Source organism: Pseudomonas sp. H1_D04 (assembly GCF_054683855.1).
Genome location: NZ_CP162826.1, coordinates 5,948,599 through 5,972,553 on the forward strand (window position 1 = coordinate 5,948,599; position 23,955 = coordinate 5,972,553).

Here is a 23,955-nt window from a genome sequence, read left to right on the forward strand (position 1 = left end):
TGCCGCGAAACGATCCGCCGGTGTCAACGCACCGCTCAGACCTTGGCCCACTGTTGTTATTGAGGGGTGGGCCTATAAACGGTATCGGCCGGCTGCGGCATTTTATGCAGGGGGTTCATAAATATTTTTTTACACTTCTGACGACTAGCGGTTTCTGGCATCCTGCGCCTCCATTTTCTGACCCGAGCCCTCAACTTGTCTGACGCTCAAGCCCCCCGCCCGCGCTATAAATCCGACCTGATCTACGGCCTGGAAGACCGCCCACACTTCACCGCAGCGATCTTTGCCGCGTTGCAGCATGTGCTGGCGAGTTTCGTCGGCATCATCACCCCAACCCTGATCGTCGGCGGTGTGCTCGGCCTGGAAAGCGAAGTGCCGTACCTGGTGAGCATGGCGCTGTTTGTGTCGGGGCTCGGCACTTTTGTGCAGGCACGCAAGTTCGGCCCGATCGGTTCGGGGCTGCTGTGCCTGCAAGGCACCAGTTTTTCGTTTATCAGCGTGATCCTCAGCGCGGGTTTCATGGTCAAGGCCCGGGGCGGCGGCACCGATGAAATCCTTTCGACCATCTTTGGCATCTGCTTTTTCGCGGCGTTTATCGAAGTGGTCCTGAGCCAATTCATCGGCAAACTGCGCAAGCTGATCACCCCGGTGGTCACCGGCACCATCATTACCTTAATGGGTTTATCGCTGATCAAGGTGGCGGTCACCGACATGGCCGGCGGCTTCGGCGCCAGCGACCTGGGTGCCGCGAGCAATATGGGCCTGGCGGCGCTGGTGCTCGTGACCATCGTGGTGCTCAACCGCTTCAACAACCCGTTCCTGCGCCTGGGCTCGATCGTAATCGGCCTGACATTGGGCTTTGTGGTCGCCTGGTGGCTGGGCCGCGTCGACCTGGCCGCCTTGCCCCACGTGCCCTTGATCAGCGTGCCGGTGCCGTTCAAGTACGGTTTCTCTTTCGACTGGGTGGCGTTTATCCCAGTGGCAGTGATCTTCCTGATTTCGCCGCTGGAAGCGGCGGGTGATCTGACAGCCAACTCAATGATTTCCCAGCAGCCGGTCAAGGGTCCGCTGTATATCAAGCGCATCAAGTCCGGCTTGCTGGCCGACGGCCTCAACTCGGCGATGGCGGCCACGTTCAACAGCCTGCCGATGGTGACCTTTGCGCAGAACAACGGCGTGATCCAGCTGACAGGCGTGGCCAGCCGCTATGTGGCGTACTTCATCGCGGGTTTACTGGTACTGCTGGGGCTGTTCCCGATGATCGGCGCGGTGCTGCAACTGATGCCCAAGCCGGTGCTGGGCGGCGCAACCCTGATCATGTTCGGCACCGTGGCCGTGGCCGGCATCAAGATCCTCGCCGAAGCCGGGCTGCACCGGCGCAATGTGCTGATCGTGGCGATCTCCCTGGGCATGGGCCTGGGCGTCGCCGCCGTGCCGGAAGTACTGCGTGACCTGCCCAAAGCCCTGCACAACATCTTCGAGTCGCCGATTACCGTGGGCGCGTTCTGTGCGATCCTGCTGAACATTTTCCTGCCGGAAGAGTTCATAGAACTGCAAGAAGATGAATTTGATCCGGAGTCCTCCACCCTCAAAGTGATGCAGGACCCGGACGTCACGAAATAGGAGCACTTTTGTATGCGCAAGCTCATGGTTCTATCACTGTTGCTGCTGACCTTGAGCGCCTGCGCGCTGTTCCCCAACCGCGACCCGGTCAACATCAATGTGGTGGGCATCGAGCCACTGCAAAGCCAGGAACTGGAAGTGCGCTTCGTCGTGAAACTGCGGGTGCAAAACCCCAATGAAACGGCGATCGACTACAACGGCGTGGCCCTGGACCTGGAGGTCAATGGCCGGCCGTTGGCGTCGGGTGTCAGTGATCAGGCCGGAAGCATCCCACGCTTTTCCGAGGCCGTTCTGAGGGTCCCCGTCAGCGTTTCTGCGTTCTCGGTGTTGCGCCAGACCCTGGGCCTGAGCCAGACCCAAAGCTTGAACAATCTGCCGTATGTGCTGCGCGGCAAACTCGCGGGTGGGCTGTTTGGCACGATGCGGTTTGTGGATCGCGGTACCCTGGACCTACCCAATACTGCCACTTGGTAAACCTGGAGCTTCTGCAACATGGATGCGTTGCCTACCCTTTACACCGAACGCCTGATTCTGCGCCCGCTGACGCTGGACGATGCGGACGCCGTCCAACAGCACTTTCCCCACTGGGACGTGGTGCGTTACCTCAACGCCCTCGTGCCCTGGCCCTACCCGGCCGACGGCGCCCTCGCCTATCTGCAAAACGTGGCCTTGCCGGCCATGGCACGGGGCGAGGAATGGCATTGGTCAATCCGCCTCAAAACCGCGCCTGAACAACTGATCGGCAATGTCAGCCTGATGGATGAAGTGGATAACAACCGTGGCTTCTGGCTCGCGCCCGCATGGCAAGGCCAGGGATTGATGACCGAAGCCAGCGCGGCGGTGACCGACTATTGGTTCGGCGTGCTGCAACGCCCCGTGATGCGTGTACCCAAGGCCGCGCCCAACCTGGGGTCGCGGCGAATTTCCGAGCGTACGGGGATGCGCTTGATCAGGACCGATGAGGGGCAGTTTGTCGAAGGCACCTTCCCACGGGATATCTGGGAGATGACCCGCGAGGAGTGGTTGGAATCCCAATGACCCAAACGCTGAAATCAACTGTGGGAGGGGGCTGCCCCCGATGGCAGTGGGTCAGTCACACCTGCACCCATTGACACAGCGTCTTCGCGAGCACGCCCGTTCCCACATTTAGACCCGGTTCAGTCTGTAACAAAGCGCACGCCCGGCTTGGCCCGCTCATCCACCGTCAGCTCAAACACATCCGGGCGAGCGTAGTGCCCCACCACGTCATAGTCGTACCGCGCCTTCACCAAGTCATCGGTGTTGATCTGCGCCGTCAACAGCCCAGCCCCACCCAGCAACGGCCCCGCGAGGATGTCGCCCATGGGGCCGACAATCACACTGCCGCCAGCAATCAACGGACGGCCTGCTGGCCAGTTGGCAATCTCCAGCCCCAATGCCTCGGGCGAAGCTTGCACCTGGCACGCGCTCACCACAAAACAGCGCCCTTCATGGGCCACATGACGCATGCTCACCTGCCACATTTCGCGCTCATCCACTGTTGGCGCGCACCAGACCTCGACGCCCTTGGCGTACATCGCCGTGCGTAACAACGGCATCATGTTTTCCCAGCACACCGCGCCACCGAGACGCCCTACTGCGGAGTCGATCACTGGCAAGGTGGAGCCATCGCCCTTGCCCCAGATCAGCCGTTCGGTGCCGGTGGGCATCAGCTTGCGATGCTTGGCCACCAGACCACCCGAGGGTTCGAAATACAGCACGGTGCAATACAGCGTGCTGCCACTGCGCTCGATCACACCCAGAACCAAGCTGGCGCCGGTGCGCGCCGACAAGCCGGCCAGCGCCTCGGTTTCAGCGCCTGGCACATCAATAGCGTTGGCAAAGTAACGGGCAAACGCCTCGCGCCCCTCGGGCAGGCGGTAGCCCAGTTGTGTGCCGAAGCCTTCGCCTTTGGGATAGCCGCCCAGCAGCGCCTCGGGCATGACCACCAATTGCGCGCCGCTGCGTTTGATCTCGTCCTCGTAGCCCAGGATTTGTTCAAGGGTTGCCGCCTTGCCGTCCGGCAACGAACCGAGTTGCAAAGCTGCCACAGTAGAAACAGGCATTACGATCACTCCAAATTAGGGGGGTTGCCCATTCTCCGGCCAGCCGTGATCATGAATAAATCCCACCTCAGCACTGAATGATATGAGCCAAATGAATATCGCCCAGGTCGATCTGAACCTGCTGAAGACCTTCGAAGCGCTGCACGACGAATCCAGCGCCAGCCGCGCGGCATTGCGCCTGGGCGTCACGCAATCGGCCATCAGTGCGGGCTTGCGACGCTTGCGCGAGGTGTACGGCGACCCGCTGTTCGTGCGCACGGGCCGAGGCCTGGCGCCGACGTTGCGGGCCAATCAGTTAAAGCCGGTGATCAGCGAGGCGCTGGACCGTTGCCGACAGAGCCTGGCGATGGTCAACCCGGATAACCCGCATTACCAAGGGCGTTCCGTGGTAGTGGGGTTGTCCGATGATTTCGAGATCGCCTACGGTCGCCGCTTAATGCAGGAGATCGCTCAACGTTTACCGAAACTGCGCGTGATCTTTCGCCAGACCCACAGCCAGATCGTGGCAGGCGCCCTGCTCGACCGCACGCTCGATCTGGCAATTACCGCCGGCGGGTTTGCGCAGAACCGTTTGAGTCGACAGGTATTGGCGGAAGGAGACTACCGTTGCCTGGTAGACCCCGGCAGTCTTGCGCCGGACCAGAACAGCATCGGCCTGGAAGAGTTCGTCAGCCGCGAGCATGTGCTGGTGTCGTCAGGCGGTTTTATCGGAATTACCGATGAGGGGCTCGCAGCGCTGGGGCTGAGCCGGCAAGTGTGTGCGTCGACCAGCCACTTTGCCGCACTGCCGTTTTTGCTCAAGGACAGCCACGCGGTTGCGACCATTCCGGGGCATGCGGCACAGGCGATCGCCGAGATGACAGGCCTGCGCGTACTGCCCTGCCCGGTGGCGCTGCCGCGCTACCCCGTGGAACTCGGCTGGCGGACACAGGCCCAGTTGGACCCTATGTTGCTCAAAGTACGTGAGGCGATTGCCGCCAGCTTTACTTCGCCGCTGCCATCAGCTTATTGACTTCGCTGCGCACCATATTGGAAAACTCTGGCGGTGACATGCCATCAAGCTCTGCGCGGACCCACTCGGCCCACTTGCCCTTGCGCTTGGCACGCTCACCGAACAACCGCGCCGCTTCGCCCTTGGCCTTGCCCAGATTGGTTTGCCACAGGTCATAGAGGCGGGACTTTTCATCTTCCAGCTCGGCACGTTCGGCGAGGGTCTTGTTGGCGAGATTGAAGCTCATGTTGAATTACCTGCTGCACAAATAGGCGACATCTTACACTGTAGGTCGAAATTTCCTGATTCGGATTTTGGCTGGAACTGCGCTCAAGCAAAAAAACTGCAACTTTTGCCATCGCGCGATACTCCATTGTTCACTGCCACATTCACTCGCAAGGAGTCACACAATGGCCCGCAAAACTGCTGCCCAAGCTGTCGAAGACCAGATCAAGGATCAAGCCTTCAGCGAACTCACCGCGCTGATCGAAGAGTCGGACAAACTGCTCAAAAGCAGCGCCGCCCTGGTGGGCGAAGAAGGCGAAACCCTGCGTGAGCAGGTCGCGATCAAACTCAAGCAAGCCCTGGACTCAGTGTCCAACGTGCGCGAGCGTAGCAAGCCAGTGGTGGATGCCACCGAAACCTACATCGGTGGCCACCCGTGGCAAACCGTGGCCATTTCCGCAGGTTTTGGCCTGGTAGTGGGTTTGTTGCTGGGTCGTCGTAACTGATCAAGCAAGCGGCGCAATAGCAACCACACCGCTGATGCTATTGCGCCGTTGCACTGGCTCTTGATCTGTCTGTGATCTTGATCTAATGCCCCCCGGCAAACGGCTATCGCTGACAAACCAGCGCCTACATTTAGGCTGCGCCAAACCCTTCTCAGTCAATCACCAGCGCCTGTAATCGCGCCAGATCCTCAGCCTCCAGCTCAATCCCCACCTCTAACGACTTCGTCCGCGTGCGATGACGTCGATCCCCCGGCAACCTGCGCAACCCTGCCGCATGCATCTGCCGCACCAGTTCCTGGCTGCGCTCGGCAAAGCTTTGCCCAGCGGTTTTGCTTGGGTCGATCACGATCAGCAACTGCCCAGTCCACGGCGTGCGGGCGCCTGGGTGATCTGCCCAATCAAACTCAAAGGAGAAGTTGCCTCCGGTCAACGCCGCCGCCAACAGCTCGACCATCATCGACAACGCCGACCCCTTGTGCCCGCCAAACGGCAGCAACGCGCCGCCTTCGAGCACGGCTTTAGGGTCAGTGGTGGGTTGGCCGAGGCTGTCGACGCCCATGCCCGGCGGCAATCGCTCGCCCTTGCGCGCGGCTATTTGCACGTCGCCATGGGCAATGGCGCTGGTGGCCAGGTCGAAGACAATGGGCGCGCCATCGGCACGCGGTGCGGCGAAAGCGATGGGGTTGGTGCCGAACAACGGGCGGTCGGCGCCATGGGGCACCACGCAGGTCATGCTGTTGACTACGCTCAGCGCCACCAGGCCTTCTTCGGCGAAGGGTTCGACGTCGGGCCACAGCGCCGCAAAGTGATGGGAGTTGTGAATCGCCAGCAACGCAATACCGGCGCTGCGGGCCTTGTCCACCAGCAAGCCACGCGCTGCCGCCAGGGCCGGCTGAGCGAACCCGTTGCCGGCGTCGACCCGCACGAAGCCGGACGCCACGTCGGTGACCACCGGCACCGCCTGGCCGTTGACCCAGCCGCTGGCCAGGGTGCTGAGGTAACCAGGGATGCGGAAGATGCCGTGGCTGTGAGCGCCATCGCGCTCGGCGCTGGCGCAGTTGTGCGCAAGGATCGCCGCGACGTCGGGCGAGGTGCCGTGCTTGACGAAGATCGCCTGCAGCAACGCCTTCAGCTCGTTGAAACCCATGAATGCTGTAGCACTGTCGATGATCGGGGACTGGGCAGACATCTGTAGCTCCGATTTTATAATTGGAAGAGACAACAACAATCCAGACCCGCCGATTAAACAACGCCTCCTGTGCTTGCTGTCAACGTCCGCTTGCCGCCGAAGCAGTTATCTACCGCCCCGCCCCTGGCGCAAGCGCCTACCGTGGAGCCTCGTAACTGCCAGTTTGATGGAGCGAGCACCATGGCGACGCTTTCCCCGCCGTACTTTTTCGACGAATTCCTGCTGCCTGCCGGGCGTAAACAGCCAACGCCACGGGAGCGGGCGTTGGGATTTACCGTCAAGGATCTGGAGTGGCTGCATACGCTTTACTACGCCACGGATGCAGCCCGCCAGGATGCGGCCCTGCACACGCACCCCATGCAGGTGGAGCGACTGCTGATCAACCGTCCTGGCAAACCCGCGCTGACCCTGACTGGCGCGTTCCTGATGAGTCCGACACCGGACGACAATAAAGCCGTGCTCTATACCCCCTACGGCGGGCTGGAGCTGTTCGACAGCCGCGCCGTGCTGCTTGCTGCGGTGCACGAGCGCTTGCAGTTACCAACACAGCGAGACGACCTGCTGTGCTTTATATCAATCGCTGAACGTGACGCGCTGCCGGTAGACGCGCCGGTAACAATTACCACCTCCATCATCCAGGGCGCGGTGATGCAGGATCAGGAGGACGCCATTATGGCCAGCCAGCAGCAGAACGTAGCTGCCCTCCTCAATGAGCTGCGCAAGCTGCCGAGCCTGCACGGGATGCTTGATAGCCTGCTCGGCATCATGGCCCGTTCCTTCTTTCCTAAGTTGAAACAGGCCGACACGCGGGTGGATTTTTTCAGCCGCGCCTCGCAGCAAAAAGACCGCCGCTGGCTGGCCTCACTACCGTTGCGCGATGCACTGCTGCAGTTTTATGCCAAACAAGCCTGGCCCCAGGATCAAACTCATTCGTTCGTCAATATCGGCTACGACAGCAGCGCCTTGAACGCGGACCAACGCGCCCTCGACCAGCAGCGCTGGGACAGTGTGATCGAACAAACCAGCGGCATTCTTTCCTCGTTACTGAAAAGCCTGCTACAGACCTACTGGAACGAAGACGTCAGCGCGGGCCAGTCGCGCCTGACGTTTTGTGCGCGGGTGATGCGCGAAAAATTTCGCGCCGATCTGTTGCTCAAACGCCAAAACGCGATTGTCTCCACCCCAGAGAGCCAGCAACTGCGCGCCGCGTTCCTGCTGGACTCGGCCGCGAGCACAGCGCCCGCGGATGATTTGCGCATAGAAAAGGTGCGTATTCACGCGCCCTATCAACATTACGTCGACCTCGCCAGCACGTTGATGATCAGCAAGGCCCACACCTACCTCTACACCCAGTCCCGCGGTCTGCAAGTGCTCAAGGATCTGAACGACCTCAACGACACGCTGCTGGCGATGCTCAAGGCCGCCGGCCATCAGGATGAGCTGCTCAACTTTCTCTCGCTGGATGAACGCAGCGTGTATATCGGCATGGATCACGTTTAAGTCAGCGGGCAACCGATGCAGGGCGATGTCTTCCAGGACATGCTCGAAGACATCGTCGCCAAGCAGTTCGACAACCTTGAGCATGCCCTCGGCGTGTACCGCCGCAGCGCCAGCGACATCGACCTCGCCGCGCTGCTCGACCATGCGCTGGACGTGCGCACCCTGCTCGATAGCCGTCTGCTGGTGCAGGACGCCGGCGGGCGCTGGTCGGTACACCCCGTGTCCAGCGGCAATGGGCACCCCAGCACCGTGCTGGCGGAAACCGCCAAACGTCATCTGCAGCGCCTGCAAGCCGTTGAGACCGCCATGGCTATGGGGCGCAGCAAACATCCGACCTTGGGCGTGCTGGCGGCCCATGCGTTGGACCTGGAGCTGGCGAAAAGACAGCTGGCGCTCTACGCCGACGATGTCTGCATCAATACCTATGCCACCCCGGCTCAGGAACGTGAGGAGCGCTTGCCCGTGGCGTCTTCGAGCATGGTCGCGCACTTTATCGCGCGGGTGACCGGTCAGGCCGAAGCACTTACGCCCTCGGCCCTGACCTGGTTCTACGGCCTTCGCAGTGAAGGCGTCGCCCGGCAACTGCACAACCTGAGCGTCGATAGCTTCAATGCCATCATCGAGCAGGTGATGAGCACCTTCGCCCAGCACGAGCTGCGCGAACTGCCGCACCTGCTGCTGGACAACAACCAGGCCCATCTAAGCCACGGCCTGTTGCAGGGGTTGAGCGGCGAGGCCGAGATGAGCCGGTTATACAAAAGTTTGTCGCCGCAGCAACTGGCGCTGCTCGACTGCGTGCTCAACGCCGACAGCCTGCGCAGCCGCGCCAGCCGTCACGGGCTCAACGGCTTCCTGCCGGACGCATACGCCCTGAGTCTCTGCAGTGACGCAGCCGCCCTGCCCCAGCCCCTGGCCAACTGTTTTGTACTGACCGAACGCGGAGGCCTGGACCCCGATCACTCCGGCGCGGCCCTGCTGTGGACCCCGCGCTCTGGGTTTGAGGCGTTTGCATCCATCCAGGCGCTGGGTGAGGTGCTGGGGCAACGCTTGCAAGATCCGCTGGTCTGCTGGCCCTTGCTCGAAAACCTGCCGGTATCCAGGCGCATGCCCCACCAGACCTACCGCTTGGGCCCGCTGCAACGCATTGACGATCATCTACTGGATAACCGCCAACGCTCCTACAGCGCCTGGCTGCGCGACGAGATTGACCATCTGCTGGCAATTAAACCCGGCGTGCAGCGCTTCCAGGATTGCATGGACGCTTTGATCCGCCGCGCGCCACCGTCCAACCTGCCCAGGGCGATTGCCATGGCGCACGCGATGATCCACCAGCAGTCACTGCCGGTCTGGCTGGGCATGGCGTCGCCGGATGAACAGATACTGCACGCCGAACTGCTTGAGCAGTACCGCCTCAGCGCGCCGCAGGAGCGTGACTATCTGCACAGCATTACGCCCCTGCGCGAGCAGGTCGCTAACACGCTGACGAGCCTGCTCGATGCTCGCTTTGCCCAACAAGCGCTCAACCCCGATAACATCCTGATTCCCTGCCGTATTGACCTGGACGGCCACACGCAGACCCTCACCGATTTCGCCCTGCGGCACTTGCCGGACCTGCATGCCGAGCGCATCCGGCCACGCTCGCGCACCGCCACGCCGTTACCGGCGGCGCTGGACGGCGATGCCGTCGTGCAACTGGTGCGCCAACTGGACTTGAAAGGCATCTACCAGCAACGGCTTATCACCCACCTCAAGCAACCAAGCGAAGACGCGCGCGCGCGGCGAACCCTGTTTTGCCGGCAGTTACCCTGGCAACTCCTGCAATACGCCCATGAGCAGATGCTCAATGAGCGACTGTCTGCCAACGCCTGGAGCCTCATCCAGCAAGTGTTTGACATGCCCGATGCAGTGGCGCGTGCCAGCGTGAGTGGCAGCTCGGCCACCGTCCGCCACTTGGAGTTGATCGCCACCGAAGGCGCAGCAAGCGCCAGGGCGCTGGGTTGCTACCTGATAGGTCCGCAGGCCGGCGCGTCCGGGCCGCTGGTGCTGTACGCGCCCTTCAGCCCCCAGCATTTGCTGAAGGAATTCGCCAGCGAAGCGGCGCTGCTCAGTGAGTTCACCAACCCCGGCGCACTGCAGGACTGGATCGTGGGGCAACTGGAGGGGGCGCAGCGCGCCACCTATCGCAACCTGCTGGACAAGGGCTGGCACGTCGGACTGGCAGAAATCACCCTCGGCGCAACGCCCATGGGCGGCAACCTACTCAAGCAACTGTTTGAGGACAACGTGCAGATGCTGCTGCAGATGCTAGGCGCGCAGTTTGCCCCGTCGGGCAAGACCCATTGGGATGCGATCACTTGCCTGCTCACTCAGGAAATCCCCAACGGCCTCCAGTTCCTGGCCGGCAAACTGGCCTATCCGCTGGTGGTGTGGCGTAGCTATCAACTGTTCAAAGACTCCGCCGAAAACCTGCAGGCGCACCGCTGGAGGCACGCACTGAAAACCTTCGCCCTCGGCGTGGCTGAATTGGCCTCGTTGCGCAAAGCGCTGGACAGGCCCCTGCAACAGAACGCCGCCACCTGCAGAGCAGCCCTCAGTGGAGCGGTGGCTGCAAGCGCCTGCCCCCGCAGCCGCCAACCTGGACGAGTTGGCAATAACCGCGCCCGAACGCACGCAGTTGCGCGGTTTTGAACACCACGATGACGCCCTCGGCGACTTGTCATTCAGCTCAGCCAACCAGGTGTATCGGGATGACACCACCTCGCGCAATTTCCTGCCGCTGGCGGGAAAAGTCTATCCGGTAAAACGCGCCGGCGAACGCTGGCGCCTGAGCAAGGGCGATCGGCTGGGCCCCTATGTACAGCGCAACGCCCACGGCCAGTGGACGCTGGACCTCGACCGCCATCACCCACGCTACGGCAAAACCTTGAGCCGCTACGCCGGCAAAATGAGCACACGCCTGGCCGAACGGGACGCCATCAACATTGAAGCCGTGGGCATGCGCGAGATCGCCGCGCTATCCAGTTGGAAGGCCCAATGCATTGATGAAGCGCTGAATGTGGCGACTTACTATGCGGTGACCTGCAAGCGCAACTTGCTGCACTTCGCCACGCTTCGTGAACCGAGCAGCCGCCTGGGGCGTTTTTTCAGTGAATTTTTCGGCGTTGTCTCGCTGACGCCCGAACAAGTGCGAAGGGTCGAGCGGCGCATTGACGAGGTGCTTGATGAGCTGATCAATCACACCCTGATCGGGCCCGACTCGATGCGGTTTGTCAGCGGCACCCATCGCTACAGCCCCCACGATTCCTTTGCCTTCGTCGTGCCCGACGATGCCGACCACAAGATCTACCTGCTGGACCGCTTCTTCGACCCGCCCATGGACATCTATCAGAACCGTCTGACCACCCCGTTCAACATCTGCGCCCATGCGCGCGCCACGGTGCTGATACACGAGATCACCCACATCAAATCCCTGACCGAAGACCTGGCTTACTTGGACAGCATGCGGCCCTTCCCGGACCTCATCAACGTTGCCATCAACGGCGCCACGCTGATGAAAACCGACCTGGATAACCTGCGGGATAACGCACTGTCGATCTCCACACCTGCCAGCATGCTGTTCAGAACCTGGGATGCATTTTCCCAGCAATGGGAGGATTTCGGCAGCCGCCGCTTGACCGCGCCGTTGCGCGATAAAGTCCTGAGCACCACCGGCGCCCGCACACTGGAGGAGGCGCGATCGGTGTTTATGAGCAACAGCGACAAGCGTATCGACACGATTCTGGCCAACGCCGACTCGGTGACCTGCATGATCAGCGAGCTGGGGCGCAGTCTGGATGCGGGAGCCTGAGCAGGCTCCCGGCGGGGTAGATCAGTCTTTCTGGTCGCGCAGGATATTGCCCGAAGCGCCGTCGATACGTGCTTCATAAACGGTGCCGTCGGACTTGCGCCCTTTGACTTCCCAATAACCGTTGTCGTCGGCTTCAGCGGCGTAGACCTCGACATAGCCTGCCTTGGTCTTGGCCACTTCGATGGCCTTCTCGATGGTGATCCAGCCCGCACCCGGTTTATCGGCCAGCGCGGCGCCGGCGCTGAGCAGCGCGGTGGTTGCACACAGGGCGACTAAGGTTTTCTTCAGCATTTTCGTTCTCCATTGTAGGAATGTCCTGAATTTTTTAGGTGCCTCCAAACGAGAATAAGTTCCAATTGATGTGCAATCGCCATGATGGATGTTCTCGCGATGCACCCTGGGGGTTAGAATGTGGGAAATCAGGATGAGTTAATGAGCGAAAAGTCCCTTTCAGAAGCCGAATATGACGCCATCACCGACGCCGCTGCGCATTGGTGCATGCGTATGCATGCAAGTGATTGCACCCCCGGTGAACGTCAGGCTTTTGCCCAATGGCACGATTGCGACCCGCTGCACGCCTTCGAATACGCCGCGATGCTGGAAATCTGGGACGTCGCCGACCATCTGCCCCGCCACGAACCCACCGCCTTGGTGGTGCCGTTCAAACCGCGCAGTCGGCTACGTACCTACGCCGCCGCGGCAGCCATATGCCTGGCAGCCTTACCGGTGGCGGCCTTTACCGGTTGGGAAGCGGGCTGGCTGCCCAATGCCTACGAGCGCTTTGAAGCCGCCGATGGTTTGCGCCAGGTGACGTTGGGGGATGGCAGTCAAGTGGAGCTGAACCTCGGCACTGAACTGGTCTACAGCAACTACAAGGACCAACGTCGGGTCACGCTGAAAAAGGGCGAAGCGTTTTTCAAAGTCAGCCACGACCGTGAGCATCCGTTCGTCGTGCGTGCCGGCGAAGGCCAGGTGCAGGTGACGGGCACGCAATTCAATGTGTGGAAATACGGCGATCAGGTGCGGGTCATGCTGCTTGAAGGCGCAGTCCAGATTTCCAGCGACCGGATCCACGGCAGCGTGCCGCTTACCCCCGGGATGCAGGCCAGCTATCAACTGGGCGACGCCACACCGCGCGTCGCCACGATCAGCCCCAACGACAGCGCGCTGGCCTGGCGCCAGGGCAAGCTGATCCTCGACAACCTGGCCCTGGTCGACGCGTTGCCGCTGATCAACCGCTACCTGAACAAACCGGTGATGCTCGCAGATGCCAGCACCGGGGCGATTCGCATTGGCGGGATCTACAACATCAATGAAGTCAACAACCTCATCCCCTCCCTGCCCAAGGTGCTGCCGGTCTATCTGACCCAGAACCAGGATGGCAACCCCGTGCTCAACTCCATTCCGCGTCAATCCCCCAAAGGCTGAGCCTGATCCACATCCCCGGGCCTCTTTGCGCCCGCAGTGTCCATTTTTGAAACACACGGCGCCTCTGAAGCGCCCGTACTGTGCGGATTCATCGATTTGTCATGGGCGGTGTTACAGCGGTGATACAACAGGGTGAATCGTTTGTGGTACGGCCGCGTGCGCGTGCCGTGACCGCAGGTGTATCAGCCATGAAACAGCACTGACATCACTTTGCCCTCGATTCATTCCAACCTATTGAAAATAAACACTAAATAAAAAGCGGCACGGCTTCTGCTCTATCCCTTACAGCGCTGTTTAGGGTCAGCGCGAAGAATAGGGAATGCCGCCGTGATCACACTCACTCAAGGTCCGATGAACGTACTGCTGATCAGCTGTGTACTCAGCGTCGGCATCAGTGTTCCAAGCTTTGCAGGCGATGGCGTGATCGTGACAGGGCGCAACGTACAGGCTCACATGTACGGTCGCGCCGCCTTCGGTAAAGACCCCTACCCCACCACCGCCAACGCCAATCCCAGCCGCGACATCATCGGTGCAACCGGCGAGCTCAGTGATATGGATATCGGCGGCATCAGCAGCGGCTCCAGCATCGTCGGCGCGATTCCGACGAACAACACCTTGACCGGCCTGCATGCCACGCAAAACAGCATGTCCACCCTGGGGGCCGGCTCTGCCGCCGGCCACGGTGCGGGCAGCAGCATGGGTGGACAGATCAGCGACTCGATCCAGCGCGGCATGGCGCCGCTGAACAACATCGGCAGCATGATGGGGGGCAAGTAATGAACCGCTCCCTGCTCGTTCTCGCCCTGCTGGCCGCCGCTCCGGTCTTCGCCGACAACACCGCGGTGATCAACAACAGCGGCCAACAATACGAAGGTGTCGTGTCGATCAACCAGGCGGCCGGCAACCAGCAACAAATGTCCAACAGCCGTGCCATTGCGCTCGGTGGCCAGGCCACCAACGTCAACATCCAGCGCCAGAACGGCAGCGTCGACCCGTCCCTGAACGCCAAAGCGGCGATTCATGGCACCTCTTTTACCAACGGCAACGGTGTGCTGGGTATCAACCAGTCGGCCGGGGCCAATAACCAATCAGTCAATGCCGTGCGGATCAGCATCAACCCTGGCCCGCAAAGCATTGATGACAGCGTCCTGTTGCAACAGAACTCGACGCAGTTGACCGACTCAGGGCTCACCCCCACCACTGGCAGCCGCCAGGTCGCTACCAGCGACCAGGCCTTCACAGGCAGCCGAGGAGTGATTCAGGTGAACCAGAGTGCCGGGGTGGGGAACCGAGTGGCTAACACCCTAGGCATCACTATCAAGTAAACGCTTGGTAGTACTCGTTAGACCGTACCAACACTTAACCAACTAATTAGAAGCAAGGAGAAACACCATGAAACCTCAAATGGCTCTGAAACCAATGGTTTTCGCTCTCGCCGCACTCATGGCTGCTGCTGCTCAGGCAGGTGGTGGTTGGCACCCTGCGCCTCAACCAACTGGTGTGGTTGCGTCCGTGGTTACCGATGTACAAAACAGCGTAGGCAACAAGTTCGACGACACCAAAACCGAAAACAATGCCTCTGCCGACAACTCGGTAAACGGCAACAGCGGCAACACCGGTGTTAACGTTCAGTCGGGCAGCGGTAACCAGGCAGACAACTCCGGCGCCATCTCCAGCGCCAAGGGTGACTTTGCAACAGTATTCGCTGTCGTCGATGTCAATCAAAACAGCGCGCTGAACAACTTCGTCAACAAAGGCACCCAGAACAACGCCTCTGCGGATAACTCCCTTAACGGTAACTCCGGCAACCTGGGTTACAACGGCCAGGCCGGTCAAGGCAACCAGGGTAAAAACAACCTGGCAATCACCACTGCTGATGGCAAAAACATCGCAGCGGCCGCCAACACCGAGCAAAACTCCCTCGCCAACAGCTACCTGAACACTGCCGCTACCAGCTACGGGTATGGCCATGGCAAGGCTCAATACGTGTCCAACAACTCCAGCCTCGACAACTCGGTTAACCGCAACTCTGGCAACGTGGGTGTGAACCTGCAATCCGGTGGCGGCAACCAAGGCAGCAACAGCCTGTCGATCGGTCAAGGTTGCACCGTCTGCGCCAGCGGCGTGCGCTTCTGATCCAACGGGGCCTTGGCAACAAGGCCCTTTTTTATTCCAGTGTCCAGCAGGTCACACGATCATGCGCGTCGCGACCCTCACCCTCCTGATGTTACTCACCGGCCCAACGTGGGCAGGCAACATGGCGATCTCCGCCCTGCCTGGCGGTGCAGTGATCTACAAGAAGGTCGAGAGTATTCGTGAGCGCCGGTTCGCCAACCTGGTGGAACAGAAAACCGATTTCAGCTGCGGTGCTGCGGCACTCGCCACCATTCTGCGCCAGGGTTACTGGCTGGACGTGGACGAAGATCACGTCATCAAAGGCATGTTGGTCAATGCAGACCAGGACCTGGTACGTACCCAGGGCTTTTCCATGCTGGACATGAAGCGCTACCTCGAAAGCATCGGCATGCGTGCCCGGGGCTACAAGATCGGACCAGAGACCCTGGTCACCGTGAAGATCCCTGTGGTGGTGCTGCTGGAAATTCGTGGCTACAAGCACTTCGTGGTGATGCAGCGCGCGGACAAGGACTGGGTCTACATCGGCGACCCGGTATTGGGCCACAAGCGCTATTCGCGTGACGACTTCCTCAAGGGCTGGAATGGCATCGTCTTCGCTGTGCTGGGTGAAGGTTACGACAAGGCCAATGCCTTGCTCGACCCGCCTACTCCGCTGACCGCCAAGAACCAGTTGAATGAGTTCAGGCCCGTAGGCGATGCCGAGCTGATGGACTTCGGTTTTATCCAGAGCGACTTCTTCTAAGAAGCGCAATAAGGGGCAGGACGCTCCAGGAGCAGAAGATGAACACTTCCCGTTGGCTGACGGTCATGTGTCTGGCAGCCTCAATGCCCGCTTATGCTTCATCGGGGTTCAAACCGATCGAACTCAAGGATTCGGAAATGGCCGACCTGCGCGGCCGCTACGTCATGCCGGGGCGCATCATTAGCTTCGGCATTGTCATGAGCAGCACGTGGACCAACGCCGTGGGTGACACCATCACCGGCAAGGCCAGCATGCAGGTCGACTCTTCGACTATCACTCCACAATTCTACGTACAGACCACCGGCTCGACCGGCAACGGGACCAACCCGAACACCGGCACCGGCACAGTCACAGGCGGCGCCGGGCTGGGCAGTGGCCAAGGCGTGACCCAGAGCGTGCGAACCGCTGGCGATGGCAACACCGCATATAACAACGTAGGCATTACCGTCGAGAACGGCTTCGCGCCTTCCAACGCGGTGCAATCGGGGCAAGTACTGGTCGCCGGCGGTACCGTTACCGGGGACAGCGCAGCAGGCCGGGTGAGTGTGTCGGCCAACAATGGCGGCTTGCAGATGGCGATCCAGGCCAACCATAACCAGGGCAACAGTTTGCAGCAGATCGGCGGCGGTACTGTGCTGCAAGGTACGGTTTTGACCGGCAACACCAACTTCGTCAACAACATGACCCAGCTCAACGTCGTGATGAATAACAACGGTTTGAACAACGGTGCGCTGAACTGCAACTTGGACCAACTCAAAGGCCTACGCACCCTCGGTTATTGAACTACGCTGACCCTCGACACTTACGCATTAGAAAAGGACGGCTTATTTCATGCATCGATCGTTATCGCTTCATGCGGTGGTCTGTTTAAGTACGCTCTTGCCTGCATCCGTTCTGTATGCCGCGCCAGACGCCGATATAGAAACGCTCAAACAGGAACTTCTAGAACTCAAGCAGCGGTATGACGTTCAGCAAAAAGCTTTGGCGGTACTGGAACAACGGGTACGACAGGTCGAAGATCAACCGGCGGCACCGGCGCCCAAGCGCCTGGCCAAATCGCCGGCAGACTTTCAGAAAGCCAGTGGCGCGACGGTCGCAGGCACGGGCGCCGCAGCAGCATCCGGCGGCGCCGGTGGTGGTGGCGGCAGTTCCTACGGCCAGTCCCTCAAGGACGACTCGGCCCCTGCGCAAAGTGTGAGTAACCTCTATAACGAAGCCAGCGGCTTTTTCGGGAATGGCAAGTTCAGCTTTGAAACCGGTATTACCTATGCCCGTTACGATGCTCGCCAGTTGACCCTCAACGGCTTCCTGGCGCTGGACTCGATTTTCCTCGGCAATATCAACCTGGACCGGATCAAGTCCGATAACTGGACCCTGGACCTGACCGGGCGCTACAACTTCGATAATCGCTGGCAGTTCGACGTGAACGTGCCCGTGGTGTACCGCGACTCCACCTACCAGTCCGCCGGCGCCGGCAACAACGGCACGGCGACGTCGGAAGCCTCGGTCACGCGCGACCCGACCATCGGCGACGTCAACTTTGGTGTGGCGTACAAATTCCTCGACGAAACGCCCAATCTGCCGGACGCCGTGGTGTCGGTGCGGGTCAAGGCGCCTACGGGTAAAGAACCGTTTGGTATCAAACTGGTCAACACACCCGGCAACGACAACCTGTTCGTGCCGGAAAGCCTGCCTACGGGTAACGGGGTCTGGTCGGTCACGCCGGGGATTTCCCTGGTCAAGACCTTCGACCCGGCGGTGTTGTTTGGCTCGCTCTCGTACACCCACAACTTCGAGGGTTCGTTCGACGACATCAGCAGTGACGTCAACCAGAAGGTCGGCGGCAAGGTCAGCCTGGGCGACAGCTTCCAGTTTGGCGTCGGTGTGGCCTTTGCCCTCAACGAGAAGATGAGTATGTCGTTCTCGGTGTCGGACCTGGTGCAGCGCAAGAGTCGGCTCAAGCCTAATGGCGGCGACTGGCAGTCGGTGGTGTCCAGTGATGCGAACGCCGGGTACTTCAACGTGGGGATGACGATCGCGGCATCGGATAATTTGACGATCGTGCCGAACCTGGCGATTGGGATGACGGATGATGCGCCGGACTTTACGTTTAGCCTCAAGTTTCCGTATTACTTTTAACTGATCCGACGGTGTATTCCTGAGGCAAAGGAGCTTGCTCCCGATAACGTAATAAAAGGAAAAGCCCCGCAACGATAAGGGTCGTTGCGGGGCTTTTCGGTTTACCCGCCCTAGCGGATCTGGTGTTTGTGCAGCAACCGATAGAACGTTGGCCGGGAAATTCCCAGGACGCGGGCAGCGACACTCAAGTTATCGCTGTGCCGGTTGAGCACATCGCACAGCGCCTGGCGTTCGGCGCGGTGTTTGTAGTCTTCCAGTGTAGACAGGGGTGGCGAAATTGCCTGTTCGCTGATCAATCCCAGATCAATAGCCTCGATCTGCCGCCCTTCGGCGAGTACCAGGCCACGACGCACGCGGTTGGCCAACTCGCGCACATTGCCCGGCCACGGGTGTTGCCCCATCGCCACCAGCGCGTCCTCGCTGAAACTGCGCGGACGGCGGCCGGTTTCCTGGCTGTAGAAACGTGAGAAGTGGTTGGCCAGCATCGCTACGTCGCCGTGGCGCTCGCGCAGCGGCGCAGTGACCACTTGCAGCACATTGAGTCTGTAGTACAAGTCCTCACGAAAAGCCCCCTTGGCCACAGCGGCTTCGAGGTCGACGTGAGTTGCCGCCAGTACCCGCACATCCACGGGGATGGGCTGGCTGCCGCCGACGCGCTCAACCTGTTTCTCCTGGAGAAACCGCAGCAGATTGGCTTGCAGTTCCATGGGTAAATCGCCGATTTCATCAAGGAACAGCGTGCCGCCATGGGCCGCTTCGATGCGCCCGACCTTGCGCTGATGGGCGCCGGTGAAGGCGCCCTTCTCATGGCCGAACAGTTCGGATTGGATGAGGTGTTCAGGAATCGCGCCGCAGTTGATCGCGACAAAGGGCTTGGCGTGGCGTTGGGATTGGCGATGCAGGGTCTTGGCCACCAGTTCTTTACCGGTGCCACTGTCACCACGGATCAAAACCGGGGACTCGGTGGGTGCGAGCTTGGCCAATAGCTTGCGAAGTTCGCGAATCGGCCGACTGTCGCCGAGCAGTTCGTGCTCCGGCTCATTTACAGGTGTATTGCCCTTGCCGCGCAAGCGCGCCATGCCAAAGGCCCGGCCGAGGGTAACCTGCACGCGCGCGACGTCAAACGGCAGGGTATGGAAGTCGAAGAACCACTCGCAGACAAAATCACCGACATTCTGCAAACGCAGCACATCCTGGCTGAGCACAGCGATCCACTCGGTGCCGCTGCGGCCGATCAATTCCTTGACCGCTTCGGGGCGCTCCAGGTGATAGGGCTGCAACCGCAGCAAACCCAAGTCACACGACCGGTCGCCCACCGCCTCCAAAGCACAGCTGTCCACCTCCCAACCTGCCGTGCGCAAACCGGGCAATAGCCCATGGCAGTCATCACAAGGATCGACCACGAGCAAGCGGCGTTGCGCAGGTGTAACAACCATGACTATTCCTTGGCGCCAAAATTGTTGATTGCTGGAGGTAAAGTTATTTAGAAACAACGGTTTGTGGCGCTCAGCGCTAACACTAGCAAAATCTTGACGCGGGCCTTGTACCGTTTCGCTATAAGTGCGGGCAAAAAGCCACCCACTGTCGCGTCCATCAAAAAGAGTTGGGCACGGCTAAAACTTTCATTCAGCTTTCAAAACAGCCGCTTACAGGACAGTCATCAGGAAAAGTTAAAATTTGTTGCTCTAACATGTGACCCGTACCCCGTCATCGTGCATCAGTACAAGTAACCCGCCGCACGGTCAGCCCAACCGCCGGTACTCACTTGAATGGGCATTTAGAGAGAGACCCACATGAACGCCCCGCTCCGCATCAACGAAGCTCTTTTGATCGCAGACCGTGCTTTTCAGCCCTTTCAGTGCGTGGCCTGGCACGATGGCAACGGCGCCTTGAGCCTGAGCGTCATCGACCGCACCAATACCCGTATTGGCAGCAAACAACTGTCATCGAACACCTACAGCGACCCGGCGCAATTGGAAGACCTGCTGTTGCAGGCCCGTGCCGAACTCGACAAAGATGGCTACCAGTTGCAGTCCTGGGCCATGCCTAAGTAAGTTGCTGCACCAACTTCCGATCACTGCAAGACACTGATCGGAAGTTGGGCAACTGAACTTAAGACGTTTATCGCGCAGCGAGAATAAACCGCTCGATTGCCTCTGCAGCACCGTCATCAATATTACTACCGGTGACCACATTGGCCTGGCGCTTGACGGTTTCTTCCGACTGCCCCATGGCAATCGATAATCCGGCCACCTGAAACATCGCCGGGTCATTTCCCCCATCGCCGATGGCCGCCGTCTGCTCCAGCGGGACCCCAAGGTGCGCCGCCAGGGTCTTCAAGGCCTCGCCTTTATTGGCCAGCATGGCCGTCACATCCAGATAAATCGGTTGCGAACGCGATACCTGCGCCAGGCCTAGCACCTTGGGCTGTAAACGCGCCTCCAGTTCCACCAACAACTGCGCGTTGTTGCTGGCGGCGACGATCTTGTCGATCCGATCCAGGTACGGCTCGAAACTCTCCACCACCACTGGCCCATACCCCAGGCCATGGGCTTCGCGCGGTTCCATCGGGCCTGGCGGGCCACGGCGCAGCCAATCACCGTCGGCAAATACCCATGGTTCCACGTCCGGCTCGGCCGAGAACATCGCCAGTGCGACCAGCGCCGCCTCCGCCGGCAGATGGTGGGCAACCAGGATGCTGCCATCCGGGTTGATCAAGGTGCCGCCGTTAAAACCGGCTACCGGCACATCGATCCCGAAGGTCTCGATCAGGTGCAGCATGGCTTTGGGCGGTCGCCCGCTGGCGAGGCTGAAAAACACCCCCGCCTCGCGCAACGCACTGACCGCATCGACCGTACGCTGGCTCAGACGGTGATCTGGGTGCAGCAACGTGCCGTCCACGTCGCTGAGGATGAAACGGATGGGATGAATCGCGGCATCACTCATCCCAGGGTGTGCCAAGTGCGACCATCGCGGGCCAGCAACGCATCTGCAGCAGCAGGACCGTCTTCACCGGCCTTGTAAGCCTGGATTCCATCGTCTTCCTTCCACGCATCGAGAAATGGCTGCACGGCACGCCAGCCGTTCTCGATATTGTCGGCCCGCTGGAACAAGGTCTGATCGCCGGTCATGCAGTCGTAGATCAGGGTTTCGTACCCGGTCGACGGTTGCATCTCGAAGAAGTCCTTGTAGGCAAAGCCCAACTGAATGTTGGCCATATCGAGGGTCGGCCCTGGCTTTTTAGCCAGCAGGTCAAACCACATGCCTTCGTTGGGCTGGATCTGGATTTTCAGGTAGGTGGGCTTGAGCTCATCAACCTCGGTATCGCGGAACTGCGCATAAGGCGCCGGTTTAAAGCAGATCACGATTTCGGTGTCGCGCACGCTCATGCGCTTACCGGTACGCAGGTAGAACGGCACACCGACCCAGCGCCAGTTGTCGATCATCACCTTGAGGGCAACGAACGTCTCGGTGCTGCTGTCGGGCGCAACGTTGGCTTCTTCCCGGTAGCCCGGCAACGACTTGCCGCCGATTTCGCCAGCGGTGTACTGCCCACGCACCGAGTTGGCCCGCGCATCTTCCAGGGACCACGGCCGTACCGCGCCAATCACCTTGGCCTTTTCACCGCGCACAGCGTCGGCACCAAATGCGGCGGGCGGTTCCATGGCCACCATCGCCAGCAACTGGAACAGGTGGTTCGGCACCATGTCCCGCAGGGTGCCGGTTTTTTCGAAGAAATTACCCCTGGTTTCCACACCAACGGTTTCGGCGGCGGTGATTTGCACATGATCAATGTAATGGTTGTTCCAGAACGCCTCGAACAGCACGTTGGAGAAACGGCTGATCAGGATGTTCTGTACGGTTTCCTTACCCAGATAATGGTCAATGCGGTAGATCTGCTTCTCGCTCATCACCTTGAGCAAGCTGGCGTTCAGCGCTTCGGCGGTGGCGAGGTCGGAGCCGAACGGCTTTTCGATCACCACACGCCGGAAGCTGTCATCAGTCTCCGTCAACAATCCGGCACTGCCCAGGCGCTGCACCACTTCACTGAAGAAGCGGGGCGCAGTGGCCAGGTAGAACACAGCGTTGCCGGTGCCGCTGTCGGCGATTTTCCTAGCGATGTCGGCGTAGGTGCTGTCGTCGAGGAAATCACCCTCGACGTAGCTGATGCCTTTGGCCAACTGCGCCCACAAGTCCGGGTCCAAAGCGTTCTCGCCATTACCCTTGACCTTGCTCGCAGCCTCGGTGCGAATGAAATCCTCGAGTTTCTTGGCGAAGTCGGCATCGCTGATGGCGTTGTGATCAACGCCTACAATGCGCAGCCCATCGCCCAACAGGCCATCACGACTGAGGTTGTACAGCGCCGGCATGAGCAGGCGCTTGACCAGATCGCCATGGGCGCCAAACAGAAACAGCGTGGTTGGAGGTGCGGGTTCGGCCTTGGGTTTCTTGCCGTTAGCGGTCATTTTTTGGAAGTCTCCACATGACCACCAAAGCCGAAGCGCATGGCAGACAGCATCTTGTCACCGTAGGTGCTCTGCTGGCGCGAGCGGAACCGCGCGAACAACGAGGTGGACAGCACCGGCACCGGCACGGCTTGTTCCATGGCGGCTTCGATGGTCCAGCGGCCTTCACCACTGTCGGCGACGGAACCCGAGTAGCCTTCAAGTTTCGGGTCGGTGGCCAGGGCGTCGGCGGTCAGGTCCAGCAACCAGGACGAAACCACACTGCCACGGCGCCAGACTTCAGCGATATCGGCAACGTTGAGGTCGAAACGCTGGTCTTCCGGCAGGTTGTCCGAGTTCTTGGTTTTGAGGATGTCAAAACCTTCGGCGAAGGCCTGCATCATTCCGTACTCGATGCCGTTGTGGATCATCTTGACGAAATGCCCGGAACCCGCAGGACCGGCGTGGATATAACCCTGCTCGGCGCGCGGATCTGCGGAGGCGGAACGGTCCTTGGTGCGCGGGATATTGCCCAGGCCCGGTGCCAATGCGGCGAAGATAGGGTCAAGGCGTTGCACGGTCTCGGTATCGCCACCGATCATCATGCAATAGCCGCGTTCCAGGCCCCAGACGCCGCCAGAGGTGCCGACATCAACGTAGTGCAGGCCCTTTTGCGCCAACGCCTTGCCGCGACGAACGTCATCCTTATAGTTGGTGTTGCCGCCGTCGATGATCACGTCACCGTCTTCGAGCAGCTCACTGAGTTCATTGATGGTGTTTTCAGTGGGGTCGCCTGCTGGCAACATCACCCACACGGCGCGAGGCTTTTGCAGCCCGGCAACCAGGGCTTTCAAGTCGGCAACGCCAGTGGCGCCCTCCTCGCTCAAGCCTTTGACAAATGCTTCGTTACGGTCGAAAACAACGGTGGTATGCCCATTGAGCATCAGGCGCCGTGCAATATTCCCGCCCATGCGGCCTAGTCCGATAATCCCCAGTTGCATGTGCTGATGCTCCTAACTACTAAATAAATGTGTGACATAGTTTATAGCGCAATGAGGCTAATGAGGGTTAGTCAGGGGCAGATCGATGTAGTTTCATGA

General features: G+C 60.2%; 24 protein-coding genes. 16 read left to right on the forward strand and 8 right to left on the reverse strand.

The genetic code is table 11. The annotated features are described in order from the left end of the window. Positions 1–195 precede the first annotated feature (195 nt). From AB4N82_RS27610 to AB4N82_RS27620, 3 genes are read left to right on the forward strand one after another with little or no spacing between them, the layout of a single operon-like run. Positions 196–1,623, forward strand: a complete 1,428-nt coding sequence (locus AB4N82_RS27610; RefSeq protein ID WP_032887032.1) for a nucleobase:cation symporter-2 family protein — start codon at positions 196–198, stop codon at positions 1,621–1,623. Between the two features lie 12 nt (positions 1,624–1,635). Beyond that, on the forward strand, positions 1,636–2,097 hold the full coding sequence (locus AB4N82_RS27615; protein WP_032887033.1) for an LEA/WHy family protein: 462 nt from the start codon (positions 1,636–1,638) through the stop codon (positions 2,095–2,097). An 18-nt stretch (positions 2,098–2,115) separates the two neighbouring features. After that, a complete protein-coding gene (locus AB4N82_RS27620; RefSeq protein ID WP_032887035.1) occupies positions 2,116–2,661 on the forward strand; it encodes a GNAT family N-acetyltransferase in 546 nt (181 codons plus the stop codon). Positions 2,662–2,780: 119 nt separating this feature from the next. Here the strand turns inward: AB4N82_RS27620 and AB4N82_RS27625 are convergent, their stop codons facing one another. Further along, complete coding sequence (locus tag AB4N82_RS27625; RefSeq protein ID WP_032887037.1) at positions 2,781–3,707, reverse strand: carbon-nitrogen hydrolase family protein; 927 nt, start codon at positions 3,705–3,707, stop codon at positions 2,781–2,783. Positions 3,708–3,798: 91 nt separating this feature from the next. Between AB4N82_RS27625 and AB4N82_RS27630 the strand changes: the two genes are divergently transcribed. Further along, a complete protein-coding gene (locus AB4N82_RS27630; protein ID WP_122764291.1) occupies positions 3,799–4,719 on the forward strand; it encodes a LysR family transcriptional regulator in 921 nt (306 codons plus the stop codon). On the opposite strand, the gene AB4N82_RS27635 is transcribed toward AB4N82_RS27630, so the two are convergent. Further along, positions 4,691–4,945: a hypothetical protein gene (locus AB4N82_RS27635; protein WP_003190904.1), complete on the reverse strand. Its 255-nt coding sequence runs from the start codon at positions 4,943–4,945 to the stop codon at positions 4,691–4,693. The two genes, AB4N82_RS27630 and AB4N82_RS27635, sit on opposite strands and share 29 nt — an antisense overlap. A gap of 163 nt (positions 4,946–5,108) precedes the next feature. Here AB4N82_RS27635 and AB4N82_RS27640 point away from each other — a divergent pair, with 163 nt between their 5' ends. After that, a complete protein-coding gene (locus AB4N82_RS27640) occupies positions 5,109–5,429 on the forward strand; it encodes an ElaB/YgaM/YqjD family protein (RefSeq protein ID WP_032887039.1) in 321 nt (106 codons plus the stop codon). Positions 5,430–5,580: 151 nt separating this feature from the next. Here AB4N82_RS27640 and AB4N82_RS27645 read toward each other — a convergent pair whose 3' ends face one another. After that, complete coding sequence (locus AB4N82_RS27645; protein WP_122764292.1) at positions 5,581–6,618, reverse strand: Ldh family oxidoreductase; 1,038 nt, start codon at positions 6,616–6,618, stop codon at positions 5,581–5,583. Positions 6,619–6,798: 180 nt separating this feature from the next. On the opposite strand from AB4N82_RS27645, the gene AB4N82_RS27650 reads away from it, so the two are divergent. From AB4N82_RS27650 to AB4N82_RS27660, 3 genes are read left to right on the forward strand one after another with little or no spacing between them, the layout of a single operon-like run. Beyond that, the gene (locus AB4N82_RS27650; protein ID WP_460103961.1) at positions 6,799–8,118 is read left to right on the forward strand and encodes a hypothetical protein; all 1,320 of its coding nucleotides are present in this window, start codon (positions 6,799–6,801) and stop codon (positions 8,116–8,118) included. Between the two features lie 15 nt (positions 8,119–8,133). Then, positions 8,134–10,806 carry a dermonecrotic toxin domain-containing protein gene (locus AB4N82_RS27655; protein ID WP_460103962.1) on the forward strand — a complete coding sequence of 891 codons (2,673 nt, stop codon included), beginning with the start codon at positions 8,134–8,136 and terminating at the stop codon, positions 10,804–10,806. Beyond that, entirely contained in the window at positions 10,712–11,965 is a 1,254-nt protein-coding gene (locus AB4N82_RS27660) for a hypothetical protein (RefSeq protein ID WP_460103964.1), read from the forward strand. The genes AB4N82_RS27655 and AB4N82_RS27660 overlap by 95 nt, the downstream gene beginning before the upstream one ends. Before the next feature lie 21 nt (positions 11,966–11,986). Here the strand turns inward: AB4N82_RS27660 and AB4N82_RS27665 are convergent, their stop codons facing one another. Beyond that, entirely contained in the window at positions 11,987–12,256 is a 270-nt protein-coding gene (locus AB4N82_RS27665) for a PepSY domain-containing protein (protein WP_016979404.1), read from the reverse strand. A gap of 141 nt (positions 12,257–12,397) precedes the next feature. Between AB4N82_RS27665 and AB4N82_RS27670 the strand changes: the two genes are divergently transcribed. The 7 genes from AB4N82_RS27670 to AB4N82_RS27700 all read left to right on the forward strand — a co-directional run bounded on the left by AB4N82_RS27670 (position 12,398) and on the right by AB4N82_RS27700 (position 18,410). After that, complete coding sequence (locus tag AB4N82_RS27670) at positions 12,398–13,393, forward strand: FecR family protein (RefSeq protein WP_095185903.1); 996 nt, start codon at positions 12,398–12,400, stop codon at positions 13,391–13,393. 327 nt (positions 13,394–13,720) lie between these two features. Further along, the gene (locus AB4N82_RS27675) at positions 13,721–14,170 is read left to right on the forward strand and encodes a hypothetical protein (protein ID WP_032887045.1); all 450 of its coding nucleotides are present in this window, start codon (positions 13,721–13,723) and stop codon (positions 14,168–14,170) included. Beyond that, positions 14,170–14,718, forward strand: coding sequence for a hypothetical protein (locus tag AB4N82_RS27680; RefSeq protein ID WP_032887046.1), 549 nt, complete (start codon positions 14,170–14,172; stop codon positions 14,716–14,718). The genes AB4N82_RS27675 and AB4N82_RS27680 overlap by 1 nt, the downstream gene beginning before the upstream one ends. A gap of 67 nt (positions 14,719–14,785) precedes the next feature. Further along, entirely contained in the window at positions 14,786–15,529 is a 744-nt protein-coding gene (locus AB4N82_RS27685) for a hypothetical protein (protein ID WP_122764294.1), read from the forward strand. 61 nt (positions 15,530–15,590) lie between these two features. Beyond that, a complete protein-coding gene (locus AB4N82_RS27690; protein WP_122764295.1) occupies positions 15,591–16,271 on the forward strand; it encodes a C39 family peptidase in 681 nt (226 codons plus the stop codon). Between the two features lie 38 nt (positions 16,272–16,309). Further along, complete coding sequence (locus AB4N82_RS27695; protein WP_095185906.1) at positions 16,310–17,053, forward strand: hypothetical protein; 744 nt, start codon at positions 16,310–16,312, stop codon at positions 17,051–17,053. Positions 17,054–17,102: 49 nt separating this feature from the next. After that, a complete protein-coding gene (locus tag AB4N82_RS27700; protein ID WP_122753571.1) occupies positions 17,103–18,410 on the forward strand; it encodes an autotransporter outer membrane beta-barrel domain-containing protein in 1,308 nt (435 codons plus the stop codon). A 110-nt stretch (positions 18,411–18,520) separates the two neighbouring features. Here the strand turns inward: AB4N82_RS27700 and AB4N82_RS27705 are convergent, their stop codons facing one another. Then, a complete protein-coding gene (locus tag AB4N82_RS27705; RefSeq protein WP_032887052.1) occupies positions 18,521–19,846 on the reverse strand; it encodes a sigma-54 dependent transcriptional regulator in 1,326 nt (441 codons plus the stop codon). A 357-nt stretch (positions 19,847–20,203) separates the two neighbouring features. Between AB4N82_RS27705 and AB4N82_RS27710 the strand changes: the two genes are divergently transcribed. Further along, entirely contained in the window at positions 20,204–20,464 is a 261-nt protein-coding gene (locus AB4N82_RS27710; protein WP_032887053.1) for a hypothetical protein, read from the forward strand. A gap of 67 nt (positions 20,465–20,531) precedes the next feature. Here the strand turns inward: AB4N82_RS27710 and AB4N82_RS27715 are convergent, their stop codons facing one another. The 3 genes from AB4N82_RS27715 to gnd are packed head-to-tail and all read right to left on the reverse strand — an operon-like array spanning position 20,532 to position 23,856. Further along, positions 20,532–21,356, reverse strand: a complete 825-nt coding sequence (locus tag AB4N82_RS27715; protein ID WP_460103969.1) for an HAD family hydrolase — start codon at positions 21,354–21,356, stop codon at positions 20,532–20,534. Then, positions 21,353–22,876, reverse strand: coding sequence for a glucose-6-phosphate dehydrogenase (gene zwf, locus AB4N82_RS27720; RefSeq protein ID WP_099602905.1), 1,524 nt, complete (start codon positions 22,874–22,876; stop codon positions 21,353–21,355). The genes AB4N82_RS27715 and zwf overlap by 4 nt, the downstream gene beginning before the upstream one ends. Next, positions 22,873–23,856: a phosphogluconate dehydrogenase (NAD(+)-dependent, decarboxylating) gene (gene gnd, locus AB4N82_RS27725; RefSeq protein ID WP_032887058.1), complete on the reverse strand. Its 984-nt coding sequence runs from the start codon at positions 23,854–23,856 to the stop codon at positions 22,873–22,875. Before gnd ends, zwf begins: the two co-directional genes overlap by 4 nt. Between the last annotated feature and the right edge of the window lie 99 nt (positions 23,857–23,955).